This window comes from Bradyrhizobium sp. IC3123 (assembly GCF_020193625.1).
GTDB lineage: Bacteria > Pseudomonadota > Alphaproteobacteria > Rhizobiales > Xanthobacteraceae > Bradyrhizobium > Bradyrhizobium yuanmingense.
In genome coordinates, this window is record NZ_JADYVF010000003.1 from 621777 (window position 1) to 647523 (window position 25747).

26 protein-coding genes and 1 tRNA gene are annotated in these 25747 nt (G+C 64.8%); 16 read left to right on the plus strand and 11 right to left on the minus strand.

The window, feature by feature from the left end; genetic code table 11:
* The first annotated feature begins 164 nt into the window (after positions 1–164).
* Positions 165–626 carry a DUF3237 domain-containing protein gene (locus I6F20_RS13010; protein ID WP_225126450.1) on the plus strand — a complete coding sequence of 154 codons (462 nt, stop codon included), beginning with the start codon at positions 165–167 and terminating at the stop codon, positions 624–626.
* An 84-nt stretch (positions 627–710) separates the two neighbouring features.
* Here I6F20_RS13010 and I6F20_RS13015 read toward each other — a convergent pair whose 3' ends face one another.
* The 3 genes from I6F20_RS13015 to I6F20_RS13025 all read right to left on the minus strand — a co-directional run bounded on the left by I6F20_RS13015 (position 711) and on the right by I6F20_RS13025 (position 2060).
* Complete coding sequence (locus tag I6F20_RS13015) at positions 711–917, minus strand: hypothetical protein (protein WP_025033895.1); 207 nt, start codon at positions 915–917, stop codon at positions 711–713.
* Positions 918–1036: 119 nt separating this feature from the next.
* Positions 1037–1312, minus strand: a complete 276-nt coding sequence (locus I6F20_RS13020; RefSeq protein WP_035997898.1) for a YiaA/YiaB family inner membrane protein — start codon at positions 1310–1312, stop codon at positions 1037–1039.
* Between the two features lie 52 nt (positions 1313–1364).
* Positions 1365–2060 (minus strand): PspA/IM30 family protein, encoded by a 696-nt coding sequence (locus I6F20_RS13025; protein ID WP_035997892.1) that lies wholly within the window; start codon positions 2058–2060, stop codon positions 1365–1367.
* A 104-nt stretch (positions 2061–2164) separates the two neighbouring features.
* On the opposite strand from I6F20_RS13025, the gene I6F20_RS13030 reads away from it, so the two are divergent.
* The 4 genes from I6F20_RS13030 to I6F20_RS13045 all read left to right on the plus strand — a co-directional run bounded on the left by I6F20_RS13030 (position 2165) and on the right by I6F20_RS13045 (position 7449).
* Entirely contained in the window at positions 2165–2794 is a 630-nt protein-coding gene (locus I6F20_RS13030; RefSeq protein ID WP_109142402.1) for a TetR/AcrR family transcriptional regulator, read from the plus strand.
* A 69-nt stretch (positions 2795–2863) separates the two neighbouring features.
* Complete coding sequence (gene hydA, locus I6F20_RS13035; RefSeq protein WP_225126451.1) at positions 2864–4318, plus strand: dihydropyrimidinase; 1455 nt, start codon at positions 2864–2866, stop codon at positions 4316–4318.
* A gap of 109 nt (positions 4319–4427) precedes the next feature.
* Positions 4428–5699, plus strand: coding sequence for a DUF892 family protein (locus I6F20_RS13040; protein ID WP_035997886.1), 1272 nt, complete (start codon positions 4428–4430; stop codon positions 5697–5699).
* A 127-nt stretch (positions 5700–5826) separates the two neighbouring features.
* Positions 5827–7449, plus strand: a complete 1623-nt coding sequence (locus tag I6F20_RS13045) for an ABC transporter substrate-binding protein (protein ID WP_225126452.1) — start codon at positions 5827–5829, stop codon at positions 7447–7449.
* Here I6F20_RS13045 and I6F20_RS13050 read toward each other — a convergent pair.
* Entirely contained in the window at positions 7425–8789 is a 1365-nt protein-coding gene (locus I6F20_RS13050) for a glycoside hydrolase family 3 N-terminal domain-containing protein (RefSeq protein WP_225126453.1), read from the minus strand. The two genes, I6F20_RS13045 and I6F20_RS13050, sit on opposite strands and share 25 nt — an antisense overlap.
* 188 nt (positions 8790–8977) lie before the next feature.
* Between I6F20_RS13050 and I6F20_RS13055 the strand changes: the two genes are divergently transcribed.
* Genes I6F20_RS13055 through I6F20_RS13065 form a run of 3 tightly spaced genes read left to right on the plus strand, consistent with a single transcriptional unit; the run spans position 8978 to position 12787 of the window.
* Positions 8978–10480, plus strand: coding sequence for a DUF4153 domain-containing protein (locus I6F20_RS13055; RefSeq protein WP_225126454.1), 1503 nt, complete (start codon positions 8978–8980; stop codon positions 10478–10480).
* Positions 10481–10499: 19 nt separating this feature from the next.
* A complete protein-coding gene (locus I6F20_RS13060; protein ID WP_109142397.1) occupies positions 10500–11204 on the plus strand; it encodes a response regulator transcription factor in 705 nt (234 codons plus the stop codon).
* Complete coding sequence (locus I6F20_RS13065) at positions 11201–12787, plus strand: ATP-binding protein (protein WP_225111643.1); 1587 nt, start codon at positions 11201–11203, stop codon at positions 12785–12787. The genes I6F20_RS13060 and I6F20_RS13065 overlap by 4 nt, the downstream gene beginning before the upstream one ends.
* On the opposite strand, the gene I6F20_RS13070 is transcribed toward I6F20_RS13065, so the two are convergent.
* Positions 12784–12924, minus strand: a complete 141-nt coding sequence (locus I6F20_RS13070; protein ID WP_225126455.1) for a hypothetical protein — start codon at positions 12922–12924, stop codon at positions 12784–12786. The two genes, I6F20_RS13065 and I6F20_RS13070, sit on opposite strands and share 4 nt — an antisense overlap.
* 79 nt (positions 12925–13003) lie before the next feature.
* Here I6F20_RS13070 and I6F20_RS13075 point away from each other — a divergent pair, with 79 nt between their 5' ends.
* The 3 genes from I6F20_RS13075 to I6F20_RS13085 all read left to right on the plus strand — a co-directional run bounded on the left by I6F20_RS13075 (position 13004) and on the right by I6F20_RS13085 (position 16092).
* The gene (locus I6F20_RS13075; protein ID WP_225126456.1) at positions 13004–13573 is read left to right on the plus strand and encodes an alpha-ketoglutarate-dependent dioxygenase AlkB; all 570 of its coding nucleotides are present in this window, start codon (positions 13004–13006) and stop codon (positions 13571–13573) included.
* A gap of 228 nt (positions 13574–13801) precedes the next feature.
* The gene (locus I6F20_RS13080) at positions 13802–14731 is read left to right on the plus strand and encodes an alpha/beta hydrolase (RefSeq protein ID WP_225126459.1); all 930 of its coding nucleotides are present in this window, start codon (positions 13802–13804) and stop codon (positions 14729–14731) included.
* 134 nt (positions 14732–14865) lie between these two features.
* Complete coding sequence (locus I6F20_RS13085; protein WP_036021438.1) at positions 14866–16092, plus strand: ABC transporter substrate-binding protein; 1227 nt, start codon at positions 14866–14868, stop codon at positions 16090–16092.
* Positions 16093–16109: 17 nt separating this feature from the next.
* On the opposite strand, the gene I6F20_RS13090 is transcribed toward I6F20_RS13085, so the two are convergent.
* On the minus strand, positions 16110–17672 hold the full coding sequence (locus tag I6F20_RS13090) for an adenylate/guanylate cyclase domain-containing protein (RefSeq protein WP_035997835.1): 1563 nt from the start codon (positions 17670–17672) through the stop codon (positions 16110–16112).
* Positions 17673–17864: 192 nt separating this feature from the next.
* Here I6F20_RS13090 and I6F20_RS13095 point away from each other — a divergent pair, with 192 nt between their 5' ends.
* From I6F20_RS13095 to I6F20_RS13105, 3 genes are all read left to right on the plus strand, one after another.
* A complete protein-coding gene (locus I6F20_RS13095; protein ID WP_036021436.1) occupies positions 17865–18956 on the plus strand; it encodes an enolase C-terminal domain-like protein in 1092 nt (363 codons plus the stop codon).
* 80 nt (positions 18957–19036) lie between these two features.
* Positions 19037–19513: an NUDIX hydrolase gene (locus tag I6F20_RS13100; protein ID WP_035997832.1), complete on the plus strand. Its 477-nt coding sequence runs from the start codon at positions 19037–19039 to the stop codon at positions 19511–19513.
* A gap of 71 nt (positions 19514–19584) precedes the next feature.
* On the plus strand, positions 19585–20577 hold the full coding sequence (locus I6F20_RS13105) for a glyoxalase superfamily protein (protein WP_225126461.1): 993 nt from the start codon (positions 19585–19587) through the stop codon (positions 20575–20577).
* A gap of 11 nt (positions 20578–20588) precedes the next feature.
* Here the strand turns inward: I6F20_RS13105 and I6F20_RS13110 are convergent, their stop codons facing one another.
* From I6F20_RS13110 to cpdR, 4 genes are all read right to left on the minus strand, one after another.
* Positions 20589–20831: a hypothetical protein gene (locus I6F20_RS13110; RefSeq protein WP_035997826.1), complete on the minus strand. Its 243-nt coding sequence runs from the start codon at positions 20829–20831 to the stop codon at positions 20589–20591.
* A gap of 8 nt (positions 20832–20839) precedes the next feature.
* Positions 20840–21313 carry an L-2-amino-thiazoline-4-carboxylic acid hydrolase gene (locus I6F20_RS13115; protein WP_225126464.1) on the minus strand — a complete coding sequence of 158 codons (474 nt, stop codon included), beginning with the start codon at positions 21311–21313 and terminating at the stop codon, positions 20840–20842.
* A 214-nt stretch (positions 21314–21527) separates the two neighbouring features.
* Positions 21528–21602, minus strand: a tRNA-Val gene (locus I6F20_RS13120).
* Positions 21603–21676: 74 nt separating this feature from the next.
* Positions 21677–22036: a cell cycle two-component system response regulator CpdR gene (gene cpdR / locus I6F20_RS13125; protein WP_007597092.1), complete on the minus strand. Its 360-nt coding sequence runs from the start codon at positions 22034–22036 to the stop codon at positions 21677–21679.
* Positions 22037–22369: 333 nt separating this feature from the next.
* Between cpdR and I6F20_RS13130 the strand changes: the two genes are divergently transcribed.
* Both I6F20_RS13130 and hisN read left to right on the plus strand, forming a co-directional pair.
* Positions 22370–23260 (plus strand): N-formylglutamate amidohydrolase, encoded by an 891-nt coding sequence (locus I6F20_RS13130; RefSeq protein ID WP_036021434.1) that lies wholly within the window; start codon positions 22370–22372, stop codon positions 23258–23260.
* Positions 23261–23782: 522 nt separating this feature from the next.
* The gene (hisN, locus tag I6F20_RS13135) at positions 23783–24565 is read left to right on the plus strand and encodes a histidinol-phosphatase (RefSeq protein ID WP_035997821.1); all 783 of its coding nucleotides are present in this window, start codon (positions 23783–23785) and stop codon (positions 24563–24565) included.
* 253 nt (positions 24566–24818) lie between these two features.
* Here the strand turns inward: hisN and I6F20_RS13140 are convergent, their stop codons facing one another.
* Positions 24819–25709 carry a LysR substrate-binding domain-containing protein gene (locus I6F20_RS13140; protein WP_225126466.1) on the minus strand — a complete coding sequence of 297 codons (891 nt, stop codon included), beginning with the start codon at positions 25707–25709 and terminating at the stop codon, positions 24819–24821.
* Positions 25710–25747 lie beyond the last annotated feature (38 nt).

Consider the following 25747-nt stretch of genomic DNA (forward strand, 5'->3'; position numbering starts at 1 on the left):
CCTCTCCCCTTGTGGGAGAGGGTGGCTCGCCGCGATAGCGGCGAGACGGGTGAGGGATCTCTCTCCGCGAGCACGCTTGTGGAGATAGACCCCTCATCCGGCGCTTCGCGCCACCTTCTCCCACAAGGGGAGAAGGGAAGGCTCGTCGATAATTGGAGGCAGAGATGACCACCCCGACCCTCGAAACAAGATACGTTTTCACCATCACCGCGCGGATCGGCGACGCCGTGACCGCGGGCGAGACCGGGATCGGCGTCCGCCGCATCATTCCGATCATCGGCGGCGAGGTGACGGGCGCGGTCAGCGGAAAGGTGCTCCCCTTCGGCGCCGATTTCCAGACCATCCGGCCCAACGAGTTGATCGATCTCGAAGCGAAATACGCCTTCGAGACCGACGACGGTGCGACCGTCTACGTCGAGAACAAGGGTATGCGCTTCGGCCCGGTCGAGCTGTTGCACAAGCTCAAGCGCGGCGAGCCGGTCGATCCGAAGCTGATCTATTTCCGCACCGTGCCGAAGTTCGAGACCGGGCACGAGACGTACCGCTGGCTGATGGAGCACATCTTCGTGGCGTCAGCGGCGCGCCATGCGGATCGCGTCGTGATCGACGTGCATCAGGTGATGTGAGGGAGAGGCCGTAGGGCCTCTAGCCGGATCGCGCCGGACGATGCTGCGCATCGCCCGGGGGCGACCCGGATGAGGTGAAGACGCCTACAACGTCTCTTGCTTATGCCCGCAGTTCTTGCAGGCGAACTTGACGCGGGTCTGGCCCTTCTCCGCCTGCACCCGGTTCGGCGCTCCGCACTTGCCGCAGACAGCCTCGATGCGGGTCGTGCCCTGCTTGACCACGATGGTCTTCTTTTCCATCGATTCGCGGATCAGGCGCTCGGCCTCCTCGCGCAGGGATTGTTTCGACAAAGCTCGTCTCCGCCTCTGGAAAGCGCGAGAGCCATATCGCACCTGCACGCGAAGCACAATGCACCCTGCCTGCCGCGCGCGCCCCTGTCGCCCCAGAGCGCGCGCTGCGACCGTTCGCCTTACGCCGCCTTGGAGACCTCCATCAGCAGCCGCTCGGCCTTGGCATCCTCGATGCGGTTCACGAGGCGGCTGCTCTCATGATTGTCGCGCACGGTCTTGGTCAGGGTGACGCAGGTCTGGATCATCATCACGATGCCCATGGTGAGATAACCCTTCATCCAGAGGTCGATCGGCAGGAAGAAGATGCCGATGGCGACGAGGAAGGCGGAAGCTGCGAAGGACGCGTAGGTGAAGCTCACCCAGGCGCCGCTGTGGGGCTGGCCATTCTGGTTCATGATGGTCTCCTGTCGATTGGAATGATGATGGTGTTCGGGTTGGAACTTGAGATCAGGCCGCCGGCATGCGCCTGGACTTCAAGCGCGCCAGCACGTCGTCTGCGGTCGTCTTGAGCCGCGGGCCGAAGCCCTGCTCGGCGAGTCGTTCGGCGGTGGCGAGCGGGCCGGTGGCCGCGTCGAGCTCGACCAGGGCATCGTCGGCCGCTTGAGCCTCCATCTGCCGCTCGCGCAGACGCCTCAGCGTCCCCTCCGCCTCCGGCAATGTCGATTCATAGGGGCGCGCGGCCTCGATGCCGCTGCGGCGAAGCGAGCGCACCGCTTCCGAGGCGCGGGCGATCCGGCGACCGCGATCGAGCTCGGTGATGCGGGCCTGCGCGTTGGCGACGTGGCGCTTCAGCCTGATGATCTCGGTCGCGAACAGCGCGCGCGCCGTCATGGCCGCATCGCGATCGGCCTCCAGCGCCGCAATGGCTTCGGCGGCCTCCTTGGCGAGGTCCTCGCGGCCGCCATCCAGCGCCGCAACGGCACGGGTCTCGAGATCGGCGATACGCGCATTCGTGGCCTCGAGCTTGCGGCCTTCCTGCTGGTCCTGCGCGATTGCCAGCGCCAGAGTGCGCTTGCTGCGCTCGACGGCTGCGGCCGCATCGCGCATCTGCTGATCCAGGATCAGAAGGGCGGTGCGATCTTCCAGTTCCTCGCCCGCAGCGGCGACGCTGCCGCGGAAGAGGGTCACGACGGTCTTGAACATTGGTTGCTCCCTATCTATGAGCGCTGCTCACAGATGGTTTGTAGCAGGAACCTTGAACATCGTTCAAATATTATTTTGAGCGACGCTCAAGAATTTGGTTAAGAATGACTAAGGCCCTGGAACGGCGAGAGAAATTGCGTGCGGCCCTGATACAGGCGGCCGAACAGATGATCGCCGAGCGGGGGCTGGCGGGTCTCAAGACCCGCGATTTGGCCCGCGAGATCGGCTGCGCCAATGGCGCGGTCTACAATCTCGTGGCTGATGTCGACGAACTGATCCTGCGGGTCGGCTCGCGCACGCTGCTCCGGCTCGACGAGACGCTGACTCTCGCAACAAATGCCGGCGAGCCATCGCCACGGGAATCCCTGGTCCGCATCGCCCTCGCCTATTGCGATTTCGCCGCCGAAAACCTCCAGCTCTGGCGCGCGCTGTTCGAGCACCGGATGGAGACGGGCAAGCTGGTGCCGGATTGGTCCGTGCACGACCAGATGCAGCTGTTCCGTCATATCTACCAGCCGCTGGCCGCACTGTTTCCTGGGCGCAGCCCGGAGGAACTCGGCATCACCGCACGCAGCCTGTTCTCGGCCGTGCATGGCATGGTGGCGCTCGGGCTGGAGCAGAAGCTGGTGGCCGTGCCGCTGCCGGCGCTGCGCAAGGAGATCACGGGCCTCGTGCGCGCGATGATCGACGGGCTGATCGCGCACGACGTGAAAGGAGCGGCGGCGGCTGACTAAAATTTCACCTGTCGCATCGCCAGTCGCGCGCTTAGCCTTCGAGCCGTCCCTCACCTCTCGGAGCACCTCATGCCCCTCCTCATCCGCGGCGGCACCGTCGTCAATCACGATCATTCGCGCCGCGCGGACGTGCTGATCGACGGCGAGACCATCGTCGCGATCGGCGCCTCGCTCGATGCCCCGACAGGTAGCGAGATCATCGACGCAGGCGGCGCCTACGTCATTCCGGGCGGGATCGATCCGCACACCCATCTCGAAATGCCGTTCATGGGCACCGTCACCGCCGACGACTTCGAATCCGGAACCAAGGCGGCGCTGAGCGGCGGCACCACCATGGTGGTGGATTTCTGCCTGCCCGATCCCGGCCAATCCATGCTCGCGGCGTATCAGGAGTGGCGGCACAAATCCGAGAAGGCGGCCAGCGACTACGGCTTCCACATGGCGGTGACGTCGTGGTCGAAGCAGATCCATGACGAGATGGAGATCGTGGTCAGGACCTACGGCATCAACACCTTCAAGCATTTCATGGCCTACAAGGGCGCGCTGATGGTGAACGATGACGAGCTCTATAATTCGTTCGCGCGCTGCGCCCATCTCGGCGCCATGCCGGTTGTCCATGCGGAGAACGGAGACGTCGTCGCCCTGATGCAGGACGCGCTGATTGCGCGCGGCGTCACCGGCCCGGAAGGCCACGCCTATTCACGGCCGCCGGAGGTCGAGGGCGAAGCCACCAACCGCGCCATCATGATCGCGGACATGACGGGCACGCCGGTCTATATCGTCCACACCAGCTGCCGCGAGGCGCATGAGGCCATCGCTCGCGCGCGGGCCAGTGGAAAGCGGGTCTATGGCGAACCGCTGATCCAGCATCTGCTGCTCGATGCCGGCGAATACCGGAACAAGGACTGGGACCATTCCGCACAGCGCGTGATGTCGCCGCCATTCCGCGACAAACAGCATCAGGACAGCCTCTGGGCCGGGCTGCAAGCCGGCTCGCTCCAGGTGGTTGCGACCGATCATTGCGCCTTCACCACCGAGCAGAAGCGGTTCGGGCGCGGCGATTTCAGGAAGATCCCGAACGGCACCGGCGGCCTCGAAGATCGCCTGGCGCTGCTCTGGACCGCGGGCGTCGCCACGGGGCGGCTGACCAAAGAGGAATTCGTCGCGGTGACCTCGGCGAACATCGCCCGCATCCTCAACATCTATCCGCGCAAGGGCGCGGTCGTCGTAGGCTCGGATGCCGACATCGTGGTGTGGGATCCCAAGCAGAGCAAGACCATCAGTGCCAAACGGCAGATGAGCCGGATCGATTACAACGTCTTCGAGGGCTTTGCCTGCACGGGTGGTGCGGCCGCGACCCTGTCGCGCGGCCGTATCGTCTGGACGGATGGCGATCTGCGCGCCGAGGCCGGCGATGGGCGATACGTCGAACGTCCCGCCTTTTCGCCGGTGCATGTGGCAAATTCGACCTGGAAGGAACTGACGGCTCCGCGCGCCGTCGCGCGCAGTGCGGTGACGCCGTAGCCATCGCGCTCCCTGGCAGACGTCCGGCCTCAATCTCGGAGAGACTTAGGAACGAACGGCTGGAGGTCTCGTTGTCGCGCATATTTCCCTCCAGCACGCGAGTCCCTCCATGTATCACCACGTCAAGAAGCTGATGTTCACCGTGCGCGTCGACGAACCCGATCCGCGCTTCGGCAATATGCTCCTCGAGCAGTTCGGCGGCGCCAACGGCGAACTTGCGGCTGCGATGCAATATTCGATTCAAGGGTTGAATTGCGAGGATCCCGACCGCAAGGACCTCTTGATGGATATCGGCACCGAGGAGCTCAGCCATCTCGAGGTCGTCGGTTGCCTCGCCCGGATGCATCTTGCGCCCTCGCGCAACGACCGCCAGGCGGCGGAGGCCGATCCGCTGATCGCGATTGCCGGCGGAGGCGGCGTCAATCTGTTCAACTCGCAAGGCAATCCCTGGACCGCCGACTATCTCAAGATCACCGGTGAGCTCGACGTCGATCTCCGCAGCAACATCGCCGCCGAAGCGCGTGCCAAGATCGTGTACGAGCGACTGATCAATTTCTGCGACGATGCCGGCAGCAAGGACGCGCTGCAATTCCTGATGACGCGCGAGATCACGCATATGAAGGCGTTCGCGCGCGCGCTCGAGAGCCTGTCGAAGCCGGCCTTCAGCATCGGCCGGATTGCCCCGACGCCCGGCCTCGTCAACCAGTACTTCAACGATTCCACCGGTAGCGGCGACCACGGCGAAATCGATACCCGCGGTCCCTGGAACGAGGGCGAGGACTGGGTGTTCACAGAATCGCCTGCGCTGCAATCCTCCGATCCCGGCGCTGCCCCGTCGATCGTCGCGGAGAGCTCACCGCCTGTCGACGAGGCGGGCCTGACCGATCTGCTGCTGCATGAGCTGCGTGACATCCTCCATGCCGAGAAGCAGCTGACCAAGGCGCTCCCGAAGATGGCGCAGGCCGCCCGCTTCGATCAGTTGCGCGAGCTGTTCGAGCAGCATCTGGCCGAGACCGAAAATCAGGTCGAGCGCATCAACGAGTGCTTCGAGCTGCTCGGCGAGAACGCCCGCGCCAAGCCTTGCAAGGGCATGATGGGCCTGATCGAGGAAGGCCAGGAGGTCATGAAGGAAAGCCAAGAGAAGGAGGACGCTGCCGCCGACCTCGCGCTGATCTCCGCGGCGCAACGCGTCGAGCATTACGAGATGTCCGGCTATACCACCGCGCGCAACCTCGCGCAGCAGCTGCGCCACAGCGCCATCGTCGGCCTGCTCTCCAAATCCCTCGCCGAGGAAGAGAACGCCGATCTCCTGCTCAACCAGGTCGCGCGATCGCTGATGTCGGTGGCGAAGATGCCCGCCGCGCTGGAGCAGGCCGAGTAGTCCGCGCCGACGCGCAACACCTATCGATCCAAGCCGCCTCGCCTTGTCGCGGGGCGGCTTGGCGCTTCCTGACTCTGGCATACAGCTTGCCTCTCGATGCCGGACAATTCCGGAACGGGAGGCACTCTTGAGCATTTCACCCCTCGATTTGAACCGCCGCAGCGTCGTGCTCGGCGGCCTCGGTGTCGCCGGTACGGCAGCCTTTGCGCCGCGTCTTGCCTGGGCGCAGGGACGCAGCGAGACGTTGCTGGTGGTGCAGGAGCTGGGGCCGAATTCGCTGGACATGCAGGGCGTCGGCTCCAACCAGACCGTGAACGGCCTGTCCTGGAATTGCTACGACCGCCTGCTCACCTACGCCGCCAAGACACTGCCGGACGGCACCATGTCGTATGACCGCGAGAAGCTCGCGCCCGAGCTCGCCGAGAGCTGGGAGGTCGCCGCCGACGGCATGTCCTGCACCTTCAAGCTTCGCAAGGACGCAAAATTCCACGACGGCACGCCTGTGACCGCCAAGGACGTCAAATGGTCGTTTGACCGCGCCGTGAAGGTCGGCGGCTTTCCGACCTTCCAGATGTCGGCGGGATCGCTGGAAAAGCCGGAGCAGTTCGTGGTGGTCGACGACCACACTTTCCGTATCGACTATATCCGCAAGGACAAGATGCTGCTGTTCAACGTGGCCGTCGTAGTGCCCTTCATCATCAATTCCGAGCTCGCCAGGAAGAACGCGACGCCGGAAGACCCGTCGGCGCTGGCCTGGCTGAAGAACAACGAGGCCGGCGGCGGCGCCTACAAGATCGAGAGCTGGAAGCCGGGCAGCGAGACCGTGCTGACGCGCTTCGACGACTGGAAGAGCGGGCCGCTGCCGAAGGTCAAGCGCGTGATCGCGCGCGACGTTCCCTCCGCCGGCACGCGGCGTGCCATGCTGGAGCGGGGCGATGCGGATATTTCCAGCGGCTTTGCCCCGCGCGATTTCGAGCAGATCATCAAGGAGGGCAAGGTCAAGGTCTCGGGCGTGCCGATCCCGAACGCGCTGTGGTACGTCGCGCTGAACACCGCGAAGCCGCCGTTCGACAATGTCAAGCTGCGCCAGGCCATCGCCTGGGCCATGCCGTACGAGCAGATTCAGACCAGCGCCTTCTTCGGCCGCGCCGTTCCCATGTATGGCGGCACCGCCGAAGTCTCAAAGCCGGTGTGGCCGCAACCGTTTCCTTACGTCACCGATCTCGACAAGGCCAAGGCTCTGCTGAAGGAAGCGGGCTTCGAAGCCGGCCTGGAGACGACGCTGTCGCTGGACACAGGCACCGCCACCGTCGGCGAGCCGACCGCGATCCTGATCCAGGAGAATCTCGCCAAGATCGGCATCAAGGCGGCAATCGAAAAGATTCCCGGCGCGAACTGGCGCACGACGCTGAACAAGAAGGAGCTGCCGCTCGCGCTCAACCGCTTCAGCGGCTGGCTCGATTATCCCGAATATTACTTCTACTGGAATTTCCACGGCAACAACTCCATCTTCAACATCTCCTCATACAAGAACAAGGAGATGGACGCCCTGATCGACAAGGCGCGCTTCACCACCGATGCCGCCGAATACGACAGGACGGTGAAGGATTTCATCGCGCTCTGTATGCGCGACGTCCCCGTGGTTCCGCTCAACCAGCCGATCCACGACGTTGCCATGCAAAAGGGCATCTCCGGCTACGAATTCTGGTTTCACCGTGAACCGGACTACCGCCAGTTCGCGAAGGGCTGATTCTGCCGGGCGACGCTGATGGCGCGTGAGGCAGCTCGTGCCTGCATGGTCGAAAAGCCGCGCTCCAGGCGCGCGGTGCTCGCATGCAGCATCGCCGCGTCGAGCCTGCCCTGTCGCGATCCTTCCAGGGCGCAGGCAAAGACACGGTAGAACTGCGCGCCGTCGTAGGCGACCAGCAGCAGATCGACGCCGGCATTGATCGCCTCGACCACGGCCTTGCAGACGTCGTTCTGGTAGATCGCGCCCATGATGAGATCGTCGGTCATCACCACGCCCTGGTAACCCCACGTCCCACGAATGATCCCCTCGACGACGCGCTTCGAATGCGAGGCGGCGCGATCGGGATCGACGGCTGTGAGCGTGACGTGGCCGACCATGAGGGCGCTGCGCGAATGCGACAGCACCTCGCGGAACGGGAGCCAGTCGGTTGCTTCCAGCTCCTTCACCGGCGTGTCAAGATTGGCGCTGAAATGATGCGTGTCGGCGCGCACGCGGCCAATGCCGGGAAAATGCTTGAGCGTGGCGCCGACGCCCGTCTCTTCCAGCCCGCGCACATAGGCGCTCGCGATGGTGCTGACGACGGCGGGATCGCTCGCAATCGCGCGCTGGCCGATCAGCGTGTGAAAATCGAGGCGGTTGCGCCGCGCCGGCGGCTTGAGGTCGAGCACCGGCGCAAGATTGAGGTTGACGCCGACGTGGGCGAGCTCGCGGCCGTGGATGCGGCCGAACTCCTCGGCCTTGGCCTGCTGCTCATCGGAAGCCAGTCCCGTGAGCGTCGCCAGCGCCGGCACTTTCGTCAGCGGCGGCGCAAGATGCCCGACGATGCCGCCCTCCTGATCGGCGGCGACGATCAGCGGCGGCAGGCCGGCTGCGCGCCTGAGATCCTGCAGCGCCGCGATCTCGGCCCGCAGCGTCTCGATGGCGCGGCCGCGGATATTGTGCCGAGTGACATAGACGCCGCCGATCAGGCCCTGCCTGGCGAGACGCGCGACCTCGGGAAAGGAGGAATAGCCGACCATGAAGTGCGGCCCGAGCTGCCGCGCTTCGGCGGCGCCGGCGCCGAGAACGTCATGCTTGCGCAGCTCGAACTTCAGATGCGCGGCGGACATCAAGACAGGCGGCACGCACCAGAGCACGACGAGCGCCTTGCCGGCGAAGGTGCGCCAGTGACCTCCGCGCAGCAGAAGAGCGACGATTGCGATGCTTGCGACGACAAGGGAGATGTTTCCGGCGCCACGCAGCACGAGCAGATAGGGATCGTTCTTGTTCGCGGCGACAAATGCAGCGAGCGGCGCGGCGAGCCAGAGCAGGACGAGGCCGATGCGGTTGAGCAATTGCATGATGCACCAGGTGCGATGGGCGATGAATGTTTCGCACCTAGCAAAGCGAATCACGCTGCGCGAGAGGCAAAAGCGCGCCTGCACGAAAACTGCAAGAAACTCCTGAAGCCGTGCAGACGATGATCCCGCCGTCTGCACAAGTGCCGTTCAGAATTCGTGATGCCACCATTCACGGAGACTTTCTGGACATGACGAGCCTGGCTTCGACGACGGATATCCAACCGATCAGGCCTTCTGCACTGTCGGCCAAGCTCGCAATGGCGCTGCTGCTGGCCGGGCTCGCCGACTGGCTGTTCTACGGTCAGCGGATCGGGCTGTCGCTGGCGCTGTTTGCGATCGCGACCGCCTGCGTTTCGTTGCTGTTCAATCACACGGCCATGGACTGGCGGCGCGCGGCGATCAGCGGCGCGATCCTCGTGCTCGGCCTTGTGCCGGCCATGGAAGAGCTCAACACGCTGTCCTTCCTGATCCTCGTCGCGTCGCTGACGATTGCGCTGTTGCTTGCGACCAATCCCGATACGACCGGGCTCACCGACCGCGCCCGCGCGCTGTGCAATTTCCTCCTGCTCGGTCCCTTCAGGTTCTTCCTCGATGCGCCCCAGGCCTTCAACATGTCGGCCTTCACCCGCGGCATCGCGCTCTGGCTGATGCCAGCAGTGCTCGGCACCGTCTTCATCGCATTGTTCGCCGCCGCAAATCCGGTGATCGAGCAATGGGTGTCGCTGCTCAATCCCAAGGTCATGCTCGACCATGTCAACATGGGGCGCGTCCTGTTCTGGACCTTGATGCTGGCTCTGGTCTGGCCGTTCATCCATGTGCGCTGGCGGCGCAGGGCGGTCGTCGCCGCCGCCGTGGCCGAGGGCCCCGTGCCACCGCCGCTGCCGCCCATGGTCTCGGCGGAATTTCTCGGCCCCTCCACCATCCTGCGCTCGCTGATCCTGTTCAACCTGCTGTTCGCGGCGCAGTCCATTCTCGACGGCATCTATCTCTGGGGTCACGTGGCGCTGCCCGACAACATGACTTATGCGACCTACTCCCATCGCGGCGCCTATCCGCTGATCGCGACCGCCCTCCTCGCCGCTGCCTTCGTGCTGGTGGCGATGCGTCCGGGCGGGCCGGCCGAGAAATCGAAGGTGATCCGGCCGCTGGTCTATCTCTGGGTCGGACAGAACGTGCTGCTGGTCGTCTCCTCCATCCGCCGGCTCGATCTCTATGTCGACATCTACATGCTGACCTATTGGCGGATTGCAGCGTTCGTCTGGATGGGACTGGTAGCGCTCGGCCTGATCCTGATCGTCGCGCGCATCGTGCTCGACAGGTCCAATCAATGGCTGATCGGCGCCAATCTCGCCGCATTGGCGATCGTGCTCTATGGCTGCTCGCTCGTGAACTTCGACGCCTTCATCGCCGACTACAATGTCGTCCACAGCCGGGAAGTTTCGGGAAAAGGCGTGCAGATCGACATCGACTATCTCCTGACGCTCGGGCCGCAGGCGGTGCCAGCCATCGACAAGGCGATCGCGCTACGGCCCGCCGTCAAAGAGGGCTGCCTTGTGTCACGCCGCGACCGCCTTGTAGAACAGCAGCGTCAGGACCTGGCCTGGCGAAGCTGGGGCTTTCGCAACTGGCGACTCCAGCGCAGGCTGGACGCCGAGGCGAAAGCTCAGGCCGGCAGCCAGCCGGCGAGTTGACGAGGACACGGAGAGTTTCTTGGCGCATCGCATTCTCATCGTCGACGACGAAGGCCACATCCGCGAGGTCATCCGCGTCGCCCTGAAGAAGGCCGGCATGGACGTGATCGAGGCCCGCGACGGCAAGGAGGCGCTTCTCCGCTTTGCCGCCGACAGGCCCGATCTCATCGTGCTGGACATCGGCATGCCCGAGTTCGACGGCCTCGACGTCTGCCGCGAGATTCGCAAAGGCTCCGACGTGCCGATCCTGTTCCTGTCGGCGCGCGACGAGGAGATCGACCGTATCCTGGGCCTCGAGATCGGCGGCGACGACTACGTCACGAAGCCGTTCAGCCCGCGCGAGCTGGTGGCGCGGGTCAATGTCATCCTGCGCCGCCTCAGCCCGCGCAACGGCGAGGCCAAGGCCGGGCCCACCGCGCTGACGCAAGGCGGGCTGCTGATCGATCCCGAACAGCATGTCGCGTCCTTTGCCGGCACGCCGCTGAAGCTGACCGCGATCGAGTTCGGCATCCTGCGCGCGTTCCTGTCCCGGCCGACATCGGTGTTCAACCGCGAGCAGTTGATGCGCGCAGCCTATCAGCTCAACATCCAGGTCTCCGACCGCACCATCGACAGCCATATCCGCAACATCCGCGCCAAGCTCGCGGCGCTTGCTTGCGACAACGTGATCGAGACCATCCACGGCGTCGGCTTCAAGCTCGGCCGCTGCGAGAAAGAGGCATGAGCGCCGCGCCCGACAAATGGCGGCCGTCACTCACCCTCGTGATCTTCACGGTGCTGGCGACGGTCGGCATATTGCCGCTGGTCGGCCTGTTCTTCTTCCGTCTCTACGACAACCAGCTGATCCGCCAGACCCAGGCCGAGCTGATCGCACAGAGCCGCGTGCTGGCGACGATCTATGCGCAGGAGGTGACGGCCCGGCTCGACAGCGGCCTCGTGCTCGGCGCCGAGGTGCCGCCGGGCGTGCTGCCCGATCCCGGCGACCAGGTCACACCGATCCGCCCCGCGCTCGACCTCACCGCGAACGACCTGTTGCGGCGGCGGCCCGACGCATTGCCCGCGCCCGGGCAGGCGCAAGCAGCCTATGTCGAGATCGGGGCCAGGCTGACGCCGATCATCCGCGAGACCCAGAAGGTGACGTTGGCCGGCTTTCGCATCCTCGATCCGCAAGGCGTCGTGATTGCCGGGCGGCAGGAGGTCGGGCAGTCGCTCGCCCATATCGAGGAAGTCGCGGACGCCCTGCACGGGCAATACCGCGCGACTTTACGCAACCGCGTGCCGGACAAGCCGCCGCCGCCGATCTATTCCTTCAGCCGCGGCCTCGGCGTGCACGTGTTTTCGGCGATGCCCGTCATCGTCAACAACCGCGTCGCCGGCGTGATCTACACGACGCGCACGCCGAGCAACATTTTCGACCATCTCTACCAGGAGCGGGCCAAGTTCGTGCTGGCCGGCCTTGCCGTCATCCTCGGCACCATCGCGATCGGCCTCGTGTTCTCGCGCACCATCACGCTGCCGATGCGCGAGCTGATCGACCGCGCCGCCCGAATCGGCCGCGGCGACCGGGAGGCGTTCCAGCCGCTGAAGCATTACGGCACGCGCGAGTTCGCCCAGCTCTCGCACAGCTTCCTCGGCATGGCCGAGCAGCTGGCGCGGCGCTCCGACTATATCGCGACCTTTTCGGCCCATCTCACCCACGAGCTGAAATCGCCGCTGACCTCGATCAAGGGCGCAGCCGAGCTGTTGCAGGATTCGGTTCAGGGCAAGGCCGAGGGCCTGACGCCGGCCGAGCAGAACACCTTCATCGCCAACATCCTGTCTGATACCCAGCGGCTGGAGGCGATGGCGCAGCGGCTGCGGGAGCTCGCCCGCGCCGAGAGCCTGCCGCAGAACGAGCGCACCGAGCTGGCACCCGTGATCGCCGATCTCAGAAGCCGGTTTCCGGCAAGCGCGATCGAGGCCAGCGGCAGCCTCGACCGGGCGATCGGAATGTCCTCGGAGAAGGCGCTGATCGTGCTGTCGCACATCGCCGACAATGCGGTGCGGCACAAGGCCGGCACGATCAGGCTGGAGGCGGTCGACGCCCGGACGACCGTACTTGTGACGGTCAGCAATGACGGCGAGCCGATCTCGGCGCCGAACCGCGACAGGATCTTCGATGCGTTCTTCACCACCCGCCGCGACCAGGGCGGCACCGGGATGGGGCTGGCGATCGCGCGCGCGGTGATGGCGAGCCATGGCGGCTCGATCAGGCTTAAGCCGACCGACGAGGGCGCAGCCTTCGAGCTCCAGTTTCCGGTTGCCTAGATCGCAAAGACCCAGACGGCGACGATGGTGCCGATGGTGGCGAGACCGGCGATAGTCCAGCCGGCGGCGTATTCCAACTCAGGATCACCAGTCGCCCGCATGATCTCAACCGGATCGGCGGTATGCTTCTCTGCCATGACAGCCTCGCACGTTTCTTCCCGCGTCATAGATAAGTCGCATCAGACGCCAACAGGTTCCATCACGGAAATGCGAGGCATGACGCAGCTAGGTTTGTTCGCCGACCCGCAGGAAGGCCCGACCGGCCTTCACTACACGGACGATTTTATCGATCATGCCGCCGAGCAGGATCTGATCGGCCGCATCGCAGCATTGCCGCTCCAGCGCTTTCAGTTCGGCGCGTTCGAGGGCAACCGCCGGGTGGCGTCGTTCGGCTATCGCTATGACTACACGCTGCAGCGTCTCGCCGAGGCCGATCCGATCCCGGACTGGGTGCGGCCGGTCGCGCGCCAGGTCGAGGCCTGGGCCGGGCTGCCGGAGGCCGGCGTCCGGCAGGTACTGTGCACCGAATACGAGGTCGGCGTCGGCATCGGCTGGCATCGCGACAAGCCGCATTTCGACAAGGTGCTCGGCCTGTCGCTGGGCTCGCCGTGCGCTTTCCGTTTCCGCCGCCGCAACGGCGCCAAGTGGGAGCGCCATACGCTCACCGCCCTGCCGCGCTCGCTCTACATGATGGACGGCGAGGCGCGGTCGCAGTGGGAGCACAGCATCCCCCCGGTCGCGGCGCGGCGCTATTCCATCACCTTCCGGACGATGAAGCGGGCCTGACGGACCAGGCCAAAACAAAAGGTGCGAAAACAACCCCATGCACAGTAGAAAGCCGTTTCAGGCGCGAGCCTCGGCGGCGCTGGACAACGGCCTGACGGATCGGGATAAACGGCGGCTGCGCATCCAAGGTGCCGCGAATTCGCCTCAAGGCCGGCTGACTAATGAGATGAATCGAAAAGACGAGCCAGATCAGCGAGCCAGTATGAGCCCCGCAAGGCCGCCACACCCATGAAGCATTTTCTGACATTTTTCCTGTTTCTGGCCATGACCGCGGCCTCCGCGCACGGACCCGTGCCGGGCCGGCTCCGGCCGCCCTCGGGTCTCGTGCAGGCGGGCCTCACCGATTCCGACACCACCGCAGGCGGCACCGCACGGCTATGCGAGCAGGTCACCTTCTCGCGCGGCCTGCGCTATGGCGAGAGCGAGGCCAATGTGCTCGATGTCGCGACCAGCGCAACCAAGGCCGACACGCCGCGGCCGGTGCTGCTGTTCGTGACGGGAGATACCTTCACCGGCGACCGCGGAGCGCCGGAGCTGTCGCGCCAGATCCAGGACCAGGCGATGTGCTTTGCCGCGCGCAACGGCATGATCGGGGTCCGCGTCGATTATCGCCTGGCGCCCGCGGCGACCTGGCCGGCCGGCGCGACCGATGTGGCCGCGGCGCTGTCCTGGGTTCATGGCAATATCGACCTCTTCAACGGCGATGCCCGCGAGATCGTCGCGGTCGGCTACGGCGCCGGCGCCTTCCACGTCGCGACCATGCTGGCGCATCCCGAGCTGCAGACCGCCGGCGCCGACGTCGCGGGCGTGGTGCTGGTGTCCGGGATCTACCGCGTCGGCAAGGACGCGAGCGACAGCGAGAAGGCCTATCTCGGCGGTGACGCCACCCAGTACGACAAGCGCTCGGTATTCCCCGGCATCCTCAATGTCGACGTGCCGATCGTGCTGGCCTGGGCCGCGGATGATTCCGCCGGCCTCGTGGCGCAAGGCGAGACGCTGAAGAAGACGCTGTGCGGCGCCGGCCATTGCCCGCGCAGCACGCTGCTGCGCAGCCGCGACGGCATCGCGAACGCCTTCGGCCTCGATGGTTCCGGCGACAGCCTCGCGGAGCCGACGCTGCTGCTGGTGCGTCAGCTGGAAGCGCGAGGGTTGCCGTAACGCGTTGCGGCAGCACGCCTGCCGCTTTCATCGAAGCGCGACAGCCACACGATTGCCAAACGCTTGACCTAGATCAAGCGGCCTTGGTGGGGATTGAGCCGACCTCGTTGGGGGCCAACCACAAGGCATCGAACATGCGCGTCATCGGCAGGATGCTGTTCGTTTCCGTGATTGCCATCGCATCGCTGGGCGCGATGTCGCGGCAGCAGCACTCGGATCAACCCGCAAGCGATGAGGAAATCCGCATCGGCAATGTCATGCCGTATTCGGGGCCGCTCTCGGAATTCGGCGCGATCGGCCAGGCGGAAGCGGCCTATTTCGACATGGTCAACGCGCGCGGCGGCATCAATGGCCGCAAGATCCGCTTCATCACCCGCGACGACAATTCCGATCCGGCGACCGCGCTCGAGCTGACGCGCAAGCTGGTCGAGAAGGACGGCGTGCACCTGATGTTCGGCTCGTTCGGCACGCCCGGCAATCTCGCCACGCGCTGGTACCTGAACGAGAAGAAGATCCCGCAACTGTTCGTCGCCTCCGGCGACGAAGAGCTGAGCCAGCCGAGCGCGTATCCCTGGACCATGGGCTGGCAGCCGTCGTTCCGGTCGGAGGGGCGCATCTATGCCAACTACATCCAGGCCTCTTACCCGAGGAAGAAGATCGTCGTGCTCTGGCAGAACGACCAGTTCGGGCGCATGCTCTACAAGGGTATCCAGGAGGGACTCGGCGATCTCAACCGTCACGTCCTGGTCGACATCGCCTTCGACCTTGCCGACGAGCATCTCGACGGGCACGTCTCGATCCTCAAGCGCGCCGGCGCCGACATCTTCGTCTTCCTCGGCGTGCCCTCGACCGCATCCAAGGTGATCAAGCTGGCAGCGTCCCTGAATTGGCGTCCCGTCTTCATCGTCAACGATGCCTCCGCCTCGATCGCCAACGCGATGGCGCCCGCGGGGCTGGAAAACTCTGCCGGCGTGATTTCGGCGGCCTTTTTGAAGGATCCGAGCGATCCCGCCTGGAAGGACGATCCCGGCATGAAGGACTGGTTCGCCTTCATGGACAAATACCATCGGGTCGAAAGCACCAACAACAGTGCGGCCGTCTATGGCTACGCCGCGGCCGAGGCGCTGACGCAGGTGCTGAAGCAATGCGGCGACGATTTTTCACGCGACAACATCATGCGCCAGGCGGCCTCGCTCAGGGACTATCAGCCTTCGGTCGCATTGCCCAACATCAGGATGAACACCTCGCCCAACCGCTACCTGCCGATCAGGCAGATGCGGCTGGTGCAGTTCGACGGGCGGTCGTGGCAGCCATTTGGGGATGTGATCGAGACGGCGTTCACGGAAGGGGCGGCAAGGTGAGGTCACTTACCCTCCCCTCACGCCGGCTTGAGCGAGGCCAGCGCGTTCTCCAGCAGCGAGCGGACGCGTGCGGCGTCGCCTGATTTCACCACGGCGGGATCGAGATAGAGCTCGAGGCCCGGTGCGCGTTCGGTGATGATGCCGCTGTTCTCCGCAGCTTTGTCGCTCAGTGCATCCACCGAATAGGGGATCACCTCGCGGCTGATGCCCTTCATCGTGATCGCCGGCAGCGCATGCGCGCGGACGATGTCGCTGACGAGGGCGAAGGTCTCGTAGCTCAAGACGATGCCGCCGGGCTCAGCGATCGATTGCAGGCGCGCGGCGAGGTTCGCCTCCGCACCGATGATGGTGTAGTCCATGCGGTCGGCGCTCCCGAAATTGCCGACATTGCAATAGCCCGAGTTGATGCCCATGCGCGAGCGGAACGGCTGCTCGATGCCGGACGCCCGCCATTTCGCATTGAGCTCGGCAAGGCGCTGCTGCATGCGCCAGGCCATCTGCAGACAGGCCTGTGCATCGGCGCGATCGCCCTTGGTCTCGGGGTCGCCGAAGAAGATCAGCATGGCATCGCCAATGAACTTGTCGATGGTGCCGCCATATTCGTGGGCGATCGCCGACATTTCCGTGAAATATTCGTTGAGGAGCTGGGTCAGCTGCTCCGGCTGCAGCCGCTCGGCGGTGGCGGTGAAGTTCTGGATGTCGGAGAAGAAGATGGTGAGCTTCTTGCGCTCGGTATGGATGGTGACGTCCTTCTGGCCCGAGAAGATGCTCTTGTAGACCTGCGGAGGGATGTAGCGCGAGATCTTCATCGACAGCGAGGCCAGGAAGTCGTTGGCGGATTCGAGCTCCTTGTTCATGTTCTTGATGCGGCGCGCCTGACGTCGCTGCAATGACAGGAACGCCAGTCCGCTCCCGGCGGCGATCACGAAATAGGCCAGCAGGAACTTGAACGAGAAAATGTTGGCGGCGATCGGCTGGGCGATGATCACCTCCTGGATGCCGCGGACGTCGCCGACCTTCCAGTCCTTCTTCGGGCTTTCGGGGTGGCTGTTGTGGCAGCTGACGCAAGCCGGCCCCATCGTGACGGGCGCAACCAGGCGGACCTTGTCGTTGAACAGCGAGGTTTCGGTCTCCACGATCTTCTGCTCGGGATCCCGGCGCAGCGCATCGAGCGCGTCCTTCTCGAACTTGTCGAGCTGGTGCGGAGCGCGGTTCTGGAACGGGAAGTCCGAGACGAAGCGATAGGTGATGTTCTCCTGCTGGGCGCCGATCACCCGGCCGAGCTCCAGCGACAGCGTCGCGGGGATCGGGATCGCGCCGGGCACCGATTCGTAATTGTGCACGACCTTGGTGCTGCCGTTGGGGTTGGCGAGCACGCGCCCGACCACGTTGGAGGCGTAGTAGCTGCGCACGCTCGTGATCACCGAGTTGAGATCGATCGCCTGCCGGCGCAGCGCCGTCTTGCTGAGCTCGGTCAGGTCCAGCCACACCGCGACCGGCAGGGCGAGCAGGAGGAAGACGATCACGGCGCCGGTGAGAATGCCACTCTTGCGCTGTTGTTCGGAGATCTCTTGTTTCACCCTGTGGCTCCGTTCTGTGCGATTTTGTCGCAAATCCTTCCGGAATCCGAGACAATGCATGCGGCGGCACAGAGCCAAGAATTGCCGGCCGGCGCAACCCCATTTTATGGTGGTCGCAGCAAGCGCCTTTTCGTTTGATCACGGATGCTTAAGATCGGCGCCGACCTGCATCCGCTCCGCCGGGAGAGAGCCATGACCGAGACCGTCCGCATCAAGCGCTTCCAGGCACGTCCCGTGATCGTGCCGATGAACCTGCCGCTCCAGACCGCGACCGGGGCGGTCGCCAAGGCACCGCTGGTGCTGATCGACTGCGAGACCGACCACGGCGCGGTGGGTCATTCCTATCTGTTCTCGCTCACGCCCTCGGCCTTGAAGCCGCTGGCGGCGATGGTCACGGAAATGTCGGACCTCGTCGCCGGCGACGAGCTGCTGCCGTTCGAGATCGAGCGCAAGCTGAGCCAGCGCTTCACGCTGCTGGGCCTCGCCGGCCTGCAGCGGCTGGCGCAATCCGGCATCGACATGGCGGCATGGGACGCGCTGGCGCGCTCGCGCGGCCTGCCGCTCGCCCGCCTGCTCGGCGGCACGCCGAAGCCAGTGCGCGCCTACAACTCGAAGGGGCTCGGCATCATGCCGGCAGGCGCCGCGGTGGAGGAAGCCCACAAGCTGCTGGCCGAGGGGTTTCACGCCGCAAAGATCCGCGTCGGCCGACGCGATGCGCGGGAGGATCTCGCCGTCGTGCGCGCGGTGCGCAAGGCCGTCGGCGACGAGGTCACGCTGATGTGCGACTACAACCAGGCGCTGACGGTCACCGAAGCGATCCGCCGCGGTGAGATGCTCGACGACGAGGGCCTCAGCTGGATCGAGGAGCCGATCCGCCACGACGATCATGCCGGTTGCGCCCGCATTGCCGACGCGCTGCAGACGCCGGTCCAGATCGGCGAGAATTTTGACAGCGCGTTTTCCATGCAAGCCGCGCTCTCGGCAGAGGCCTGCGACTACGTGATGCCTGATGTCCAGCGCATTGGCGGCGTCACCGGCTGGCTCCGCGCCGCTTCGCTTGCCCATGCTGCCGGCATCGAGATGTCGTCGCACCTGTTCTCTGAAGTCAGCGCGCATCTGCTCTGCGTGACGCCGACCGCGCATTGGCTGGAATATGTCGACTGGGCCGACGCGGTGCTGGCAACGCGGCTGCAGATCAAGGACGGCTTTGCGCTGCCGAGCGAGGAGCCGGGCAACGGGATCGCGTGGGACGAAGCGGCGGTGAAGAAGTATCTGGTGGAGTGACGGGTCTCTCATCTCGCCATCGCAAGCACACGATCTCGTCCCTCGTTGCGAAAGCATGCGACACGGATTAACGATCCGCCATGACCACTTGGCGCCCACATCCCGGTATCCGCGTCGTCGCTATCGGCCTGCATTGGCGCGGCGGGCGGCTGCTGGCGGCCGAGGTGCGCGACGATGCGGGGCGGATCAAGGGGGTGCGCCCGCTCGGCGGCGAGATCGAGTTCGGCGAGAGCTGGCGCGCGGCCTTGGTGCGGGAATTCAACGAAGAGCTCGGCATCGACGTCGGCATCGTGGGTGAGCCCTTGATGCTGGAGAACATCTTTGTGCACGAGGGATCGACCGGGCACGAGGTGATGTACATCGCGGAGGTCGCGTTTCCGGATGGCGCATTCGCCGGCCGGGAGCGCATCGACTTCCGCGAGGACAATGGAGAGCAGATCGTCGCGCGGTGGTTCGACCTTGCCGATCTCGACCTGGACGGCGGGCCGAAGCTCTATCCGACCGGACTGAAGGACTTGCTGCTGCAGCCTGCGCGTCGTGCATCAACGGAAGAGTGATGCGTGATCCATGTCGAGACGCCGACGACGTCAGTTGACAAGCATGGCGCTCTCAAGCAAATTTCGAAAGGTTGATACCGCCGGCCGCTTGCGCCCTTCGGGGTATGGTGAAGTGTATCGGACCGCCGCCCGCTTCCTTTGCTCACGCGAACGGGTCAGTAACGCAAGCCCTGACATTCTCCGTTCATGTTGCAAAGGAACAGAGTATGCGCGATTTCCGCGACGCCAAAGCCATGGCGCAGACGCTCCGAGAATCCCTCAACGCCCGATCGGTCTCCCTCACCGTCAGCGAGAGCCTCGAGCTCGTCGCGAGGTTATTCGGGCTGGCCGATTGGAATGTCCTGGCGGCCCGAATCCGTTCTGCGGAGCAGGCCGGCTCGGGCCGCAGCAACGAGGAAAGCACCAAGACCGATGCTGCGGATCAGCTCCGCTCGAGAGCCAAAGAAACTCAGTTGCCGCAGGCGGTGCTGGATCGTTATGCCGGAACATACCAATTCCATAGCGCCGTCTTCACCGTGACGCGTGAACAGGATCATCTGTCCGGACGGCTGAGCGGTCAAAGCTCGGCGCAATATTACGCGGTGGGCGAAACGGAATTCGCCGCGCGGGAGATCGATGTCGAGCTACGGTTTACCCTCGGGCCGGATGGGGTGCCTACCGCCGTGATCCTGCGCCAGCACGGCAACGATCACACCATGCCACGCATCGACACGAGCACGGCGCAAGAGCTCCAACGCGCGATCGAGTCTCGTATGAGCAGCCGGTCCGCCAATCCCGGGACCGCGGCCGCGCTTCGCCGTCTGATCGAGAGCGTCGCATCGGGCCAGCCCAATTACGGCGAGATGAGCGCCGACTTGGCCGAGGCGACACGCAAGCAATTGCCGCGCCTGCAGCCGGGCCTTGCCGAAATGGGTCCGATCACCTCGATCGAATTCCTCGGTGTGAACGCACAAGGACAGGACGTCTATTCCGTCTGGCATCAGGGTGGCGCAGCCTCGCACTGGCACATCGCGCTCGGCAACGACGGCACGATCATCTCGGCCTTCGTCACGCCGGGACCATGAGCTCGGTCAGGCTACCACACCTCCGCGCCGGGAATTTTCTTCCGCACCGCCATCCGCTGGATCCAGATGCAGCGGCGGACGGACCTGCTGGAGCGGCCGACGGCGGAGATCCCCTCGCCGGCCTGAAGCAGCGGCGCCACGTTCTGGCGCAAGCTGCGGCAGCGCTGGAGCTCGGCTTGCCAGTCGACGATCGCGGCGTCGGCGCGCGGCGCCATCAGCGCCAGCATCGCCATGGCGAGACAGATCGTCCGCATCGCTCCTCTCACTGTGATCCGCCTCCATCCCGGCGGTAGCGGAAATCGCAATGAGAGGCGCCCTGCATGATGGTCTGCGTGCGCGTGAGCCTGACGTCGGGACCGAACCCCTCCGCGGTCGCAAAGTCCGCGGTGCAGATCAGCAGGAAGCCGAGTTCGGGCTCGCCCAGGGCCTTGTAGAACTCGGCATAGGCGCAGCGCGTCACGTCGAACGCGAAGGCGTCCGCCGTCTGTTCGATCACGTCATAGGCGAGCGCATCGTCGCGGGCATAGGTGCGGAAGGCCGACGACACGGCCTTGCCGAGATTGCTCTCGTTCTTGGTTTTCCAGAATGCCTCGCCGAAGCCGCGATAGAGATCGCCGAGCGCCTTGCGCACCAGCGCATTGGCGCGCGCCTCGCCGAGCTCGGCCTGCAACGTCTTGATCAGCGGCACCAGCACCTGCGCCTGGATCTTCGCTTGCTCGATGACGGACACGGTCATGGGCGGCCTCGTGTCGGAGATGTCATTGTAGCCCGGATAGAGTGCAGGGTCATCCGGGACAGCGGCCGGGAAACTGCGGCCGGATTGCGCGTCGCTGCAACGGGCTAGAAGCTTTCGAGCAAGCCGCACCAGTCCGTCTTCGCTCTTCGAGCTGCGCCGGACACGCTTCGCCGCAATCTTCCAGGCTGTGCCACGCGAAGCCGAAGGCGAAGCGTGGTGGGCACGACAGGGATCGAACCTGTGACCCCTACCATGTCAAGGTAGTGCTCTCCCGCTGAGCTACGTGCCCTAAAGTCCACTTGTGTCGGGTGGGGTCCGTATAACGGCTCAGGGGAGCCGGCGCAAGGACGGAAGGGGGCCGATTCAGGCCGCCAGCATCTTGTTCACTTCGCTGACCAATTCGCGCAGATGCACCGGCTTGGACAGCACCTTGGCGTTCTTGGGGGCGTCCGAATCCGAGTTCAGGGCGACCGCGGCAAAGCCAGTGATGAACATGATCTTGATGTCGGGGTCGAGTTCCGAGGCTCGGCGGGCGAGCTCGATGCCGTCCATTTCCGGCATCACGATATCGGTCAACAGCATCTCGAACGGCTCTTCCCGCAGCCGCTGATAGGCGGCCATGCCGTTGTCGTGGGACGAGACCTGAAAACCGGCGTTTTCCAGCGCCTTGACCAGGAAACGGCGCATGTCGTTGTCGTCTTCGGCGAGCAGGATCTTTGGCATGGCAGGAAACGTCGAATCCCCAGAGGATATCAGCAGAGGTCACTAAGCCCGACAGAGGGTAAATTTGGGGTGAAAATCTTAACCCTGCGCCGGCCCCGCTGCCGGCTCTTTGTGGACCGGAACGAGGTCCAGATCAATCGAGCCGGACCGGCGCGTCCCCATCCCGATGCCTGCACGGTTAAGACGTGTTCCAAGGGGCCATGACATCTTTTCGCTTGGCAGAATGGTTGCGATTCCGGACAATGACGACACATAAGAGCCGCGAGATCGGCCGAATCATTGGACCCGGAGCTTGTCCGGATCGTGCGGCACGAAGGGACGAAGCCTGAGAAGATGACCCGCTTTGACGGCGACATGTCGCCAGCCTTCGAGATCTTCGAGCCTGCCGAATGGCGCGCGCCCGTCATCTTCAACTCGCCGCATTCCGGCTCGACCTATCCTGAAGAATTCCTGGCGGCGTCGCGGATCGACCTGCCCACGCTGCGACGGTCGGAAGATTCGTTCATGGATGAGCTGATCGGCCATCTGAGCGCGCGCGGCTTTCCGACGGTGCGGGTCAACTTTCCCCGCTCCTATGTCGACGTCAACCGCGAGCCCTATGAGCTCGACCCGCGCATGTTCACTGGCCGGCTGCCGAGCTTCGCCAACACCCGCTCGATGCGGGTCGCCGGCGGCCTCGGCACCATTCCGCGCGTGGTCGGCGACGGCCAGGAGATCTATCGCGACCGCCTTCTGGTCGACGATGCGCTGGGACGGATCGAGACGCTGTACAAGCCCTACCATCGCGCGCTGCGCCGGCTGATCAACAAGGTGCACCAGATGTTCGGCACGGTGGTGCTGGTCGACTGCCACTCGATGCCGTCGGTCGGCGTCAGCAGGGACGAGCCGCGCCGGCCCGACGTCGTGATCGGCGATCGCTACGGCACCAGCTGCACGCCGCTCTTGCCCGATCGCGTCGAGGAGACCATGAGCGGGCTCGGCTATTCGATCGGCCGCAACAAGCCCTATGCCGGCGGCTTCATCACCGAGCATTACGGCAATCCCGCGAGCGGCCTGCACGCCGTGCAGCTCGAGCTCAACCGCGCGATCTACATGGACGAGCGGCGGCGCGAGCGCAGCGCTCGCTTTGCGCAAGTGGCCTCCGACTTCGGCGTTCTCGCCGACGTGCTGGCGACCACGATTCCGTTCGCCGATCTCGGCCCGTTCCAAGCCGCGGCGGAATAGGACGCAGCTTCTCTCCGAAACGACGAGGCCTTGCGCGCGACTGCGTTTTCGCTTCGCAAGCTTGCGCGCCCCAAATGAAAACGGCGGGGCTAAGAAAAAAGGGCCGCTCGCGAATGACGCAAGCGGCCCAAGTCTAGGGAGGAAACGCCCAAGGAGGGCAGCGGTAACGCGAGGCGCTACCGCACCGCAACAATATGCGACCGCGCCGCACAAAGTGCAAGGGCTTTTGCGCGGTTTCCCATGCAAATCGCACATGGCTCAGTTGCTTCTATGGAAACCCAGATTCAGTTTCTTTGATAAGGGAATTCAATGGGTTGATAGTCATTTGCATACGAACAAGGCAAGGTCGGAACTAAGATTTCAACTCCATGATCGATATTTGGCCAGCAGATGACTGGAATGGGGCAGCCCGCCGCGGCATCCAAAATACCAGGGAGCAACATCAAGACAGCGCTGCACGCGGCAGGCGAATTGAGCTAGGCAGGAGGCAAGCTCTCCAACTTCGCTTCGAGGATTTCGCCTGTGACGGTGATCGACTTCTCCGCCTTCATCGGTCGGCTCGCCACCGCCTCCGGCGAAACCATCCTGCCGTTCTTCCGCACCTCGCTGTCGATCGACGACAAGAGCAAGACCAAGGATTTCGACCCGGTGACGGAGGCCGACCGCGCCGCGGAGGCGGTGATGCGGCGGCTGATCAAGGCCAACTTCCCCCAGCACGGCATCGTCGGCGAGGAATTCGGCAACGAGCGCGAGGACGCCGACTATGTCTGGGTGCTCGACCCCATCGACGGCACCAAATCCTTCATCGGCGGCTTTCCGATCTGGGGCACGCTGATCGCGCTGTTGCATAAGGGCACGCCGGTGTTCGGCATGATGCACCAGCCCTTCATCGGCGAGCGCTTTTCCGGCGACAACGGTTCGGCCAATTATAAAGGGCCGTCGGGCGAGCGCCGGCTCCAGGTCCGCCGCTGCGCTTCGCTGTCGGAGGCCACGACCTACACCACCAGCCCGCTGCTGATGAACGAGCGCGACCGCGCCATCTTCGGCCACATCGAGAAGAGCGCGCGGCTGTCGCGCTATGGCGGCGACTGCTACTCCTATTGCATGCTTGCCGCGGGCCACGTCGACCTCGTGGTCGAGACCGAGCTGAAGCCCTATGACATCGCGGCGCTGATCCCGATCGTGACCGGCGCCGGCGGCGTCGTCACCACCTGGGAAGGCAAGCCGGCCCAAGGCGGCGGCCGCATCATCGCCGCCGGCGACGCACGGGTGCACGAGGCAGCGTTGAAGCTTTTGAACCAGTAGCGCGCGGGCGGAGGGCTTGCATCACCGACGCGGGAGCGGAGATGGCGAAGTAGGTGTCTTACCCTCCCCTGGAGGGCAGGGCTATCGCATATGAGATGTCGCTATGGCAGCGTCATGGCCGGGCTTGTCCCGGCCATCCACGCCTTTCCACGCGGCACAAGGAACGTGGATGCCCGGGACAAGCCCGGGCATGACGACCTCTGCAAAATTCAATTGCGATTGTCCTGACCCTCCAGGGGAGGGTAACAGCTCCTCACACCGCCTCGGCTCGCAAATGCTCCACCAGCAGCTTGGCCGGCTTTGGTAGCGCCTTGAAGCTGCGCGCGCAGATCACGAGGCGGCGGTTGGCGAAGGCATCGCGCAGGCGGACCATGGCGAGCGGCATGGTCCTGGCACAGCGGCGGGCGGCGGCTTCGGGCACCAGCGCCACGCCGACATCGGCCGCGACCATCTGGCAGATCGCGTCGAAGTCGCGCAGGCGCGCGCGGAAATGCGGCCGCATGCCGAGCCGCGCAGCGTGCTTCGAGATGTGCATCTGAAGCGCGGTGGCGCTGGTGAGGCCGACGAAGTCGCAAGCCTCCGCCTCCTGAAAGTCGATCTGGCGGCGGCCGGCGAACGGGCCGCGTTTCGACGTCACCAGCGTCAGGCGATCCTCGCTGAAGGGAAAGCGCTCGATATGCTCGGGCAGCGCGTGCTCGGCGGCGAAGCCGAGATCGGCGGCGCCTGCGGTGATCGCCGCCGCGATATCGGTGCTCTCGCGCTCCTCGATGTCGACGGCGACGTCGCGATGCTGGCGCAGGAAGCCGGCGAGCGCCTTCGGCAGATGCTCAGACAGGCCCGACGTGTTGGCGAGGAAATGCACGCTGGCGCGCACGCCGCTGGCAAAGCCGGCGAGATCGCCGCGCATGGCGTCGATCTGATGGATCACGAGCCTGGCATGATCGAGCAGGCTCTCGCCGGCCGCGGTCAACTCGACGCCGCGGCGCCCGCGCTTGAGCAGCGCGACGCCGAGCGCATCCTCGAGCCCCTTGATACGCGCGCTGGCCGAGGCCAGGGCGAGATGTGAGCGCTCCGCGCCGCGGGTGATGCTTCGCTGGTCGGCGACCGCGATGAAGAGCTGGAGATCGACCAGGTCGAAGCGCATGCGATGTCTCCCTGAGCTCCCTGAGCCTTCGTTGAGGC

Excerpts from the sequence above, each read along its gene's own strand:
- cpdR (WP_007597092.1), bottom strand. The coding sequence starts at position 22,036 with ATGCCAAAGATCCTGCTCGCCGAAGACGACAACGACATGCGCCGTTTC.
- I6F20_RS13025 (WP_035997892.1), bottom strand. The coding sequence starts at position 2,060 with ATGTTCAAGACCGTCGTGACCCTCTTCCGCGGCAGCGTCGCCGCTGCG.
- I6F20_RS13100 (WP_035997832.1), top strand. The coding sequence starts at position 19,037 with ATGACCACTTGGCGCCCACATCCCGGTATCCGCGTCGTCGCTATCGGC.
- I6F20_RS13080 (WP_225126459.1), top strand. The coding sequence starts at position 13,802 with ATGAAGCATTTTCTGACATTTTTCCTGTTTCTGGCCATGACCGCGGCC.
- I6F20_RS13055 (WP_225126454.1), top strand. The coding sequence starts at position 8,978 with ATGACGAGCCTGGCTTCGACGACGGATATCCAACCGATCAGGCCTTCT.
- hydA (WP_225126451.1), top strand. The coding sequence starts at position 2,864 with ATGCCCCTCCTCATCCGCGGCGGCACCGTCGTCAATCACGATCATTCG.
- I6F20_RS13095 (WP_036021436.1), top strand. The coding sequence starts at position 17,865 with ATGACCGAGACCGTCCGCATCAAGCGCTTCCAGGCACGTCCCGTGATC.
- I6F20_RS13030 (WP_109142402.1), top strand. The coding sequence starts at position 2,165 with ATGACTAAGGCCCTGGAACGGCGAGAGAAATTGCGTGCGGCCCTGATA.
- I6F20_RS13130 (WP_036021434.1), top strand. The coding sequence starts at position 22,370 with ATGACCCGCTTTGACGGCGACATGTCGCCAGCCTTCGAGATCTTCGAG.
- I6F20_RS13065 (WP_225111643.1), top strand. The coding sequence starts at position 11,201 with ATGAGCGCCGCGCCCGACAAATGGCGGCCGTCACTCACCCTCGTGATC.
- I6F20_RS13020 (WP_035997898.1), bottom strand. The coding sequence starts at position 1,312 with ATGAACCAGAATGGCCAGCCCCACAGCGGCGCCTGGGTGAGCTTCACC.
- I6F20_RS13085 (WP_036021438.1), top strand. The coding sequence starts at position 14,866 with ATGCGCGTCATCGGCAGGATGCTGTTCGTTTCCGTGATTGCCATCGCA.
- I6F20_RS13075 (WP_225126456.1), top strand. The coding sequence starts at position 13,004 with ATGACGCAGCTAGGTTTGTTCGCCGACCCGCAGGAAGGCCCGACCGGC.
- I6F20_RS13140 (WP_225126466.1), bottom strand. The coding sequence starts at position 25,709 with ATGCGCTTCGACCTGGTCGATCTCCAGCTCTTCATCGCGGTCGCCGAC.
- I6F20_RS13040 (WP_035997886.1), top strand. The coding sequence starts at position 4,428 with ATGTATCACCACGTCAAGAAGCTGATGTTCACCGTGCGCGTCGACGAA.
- I6F20_RS13050 (WP_225126453.1), bottom strand. The coding sequence starts at position 8,789 with ATGCAATTGCTCAACCGCATCGGCCTCGTCCTGCTCTGGCTCGCCGCG.
- I6F20_RS13110 (WP_035997826.1), bottom strand. The coding sequence starts at position 20,831 with ATGCGGACGATCTGTCTCGCCATGGCGATGCTGGCGCTGATGGCGCCG.
- I6F20_RS13115 (WP_225126464.1), bottom strand. The coding sequence starts at position 21,313 with ATGACCGTGTCCGTCATCGAGCAAGCGAAGATCCAGGCGCAGGTGCTG.
- I6F20_RS13010 (WP_225126450.1), top strand. The coding sequence starts at position 165 with ATGACCACCCCGACCCTCGAAACAAGATACGTTTTCACCATCACCGCG.
- I6F20_RS13070 (WP_225126455.1), bottom strand. The coding sequence starts at position 12,924 with ATGGCAGAGAAGCATACCGCCGATCCGGTTGAGATCATGCGGGCGACT.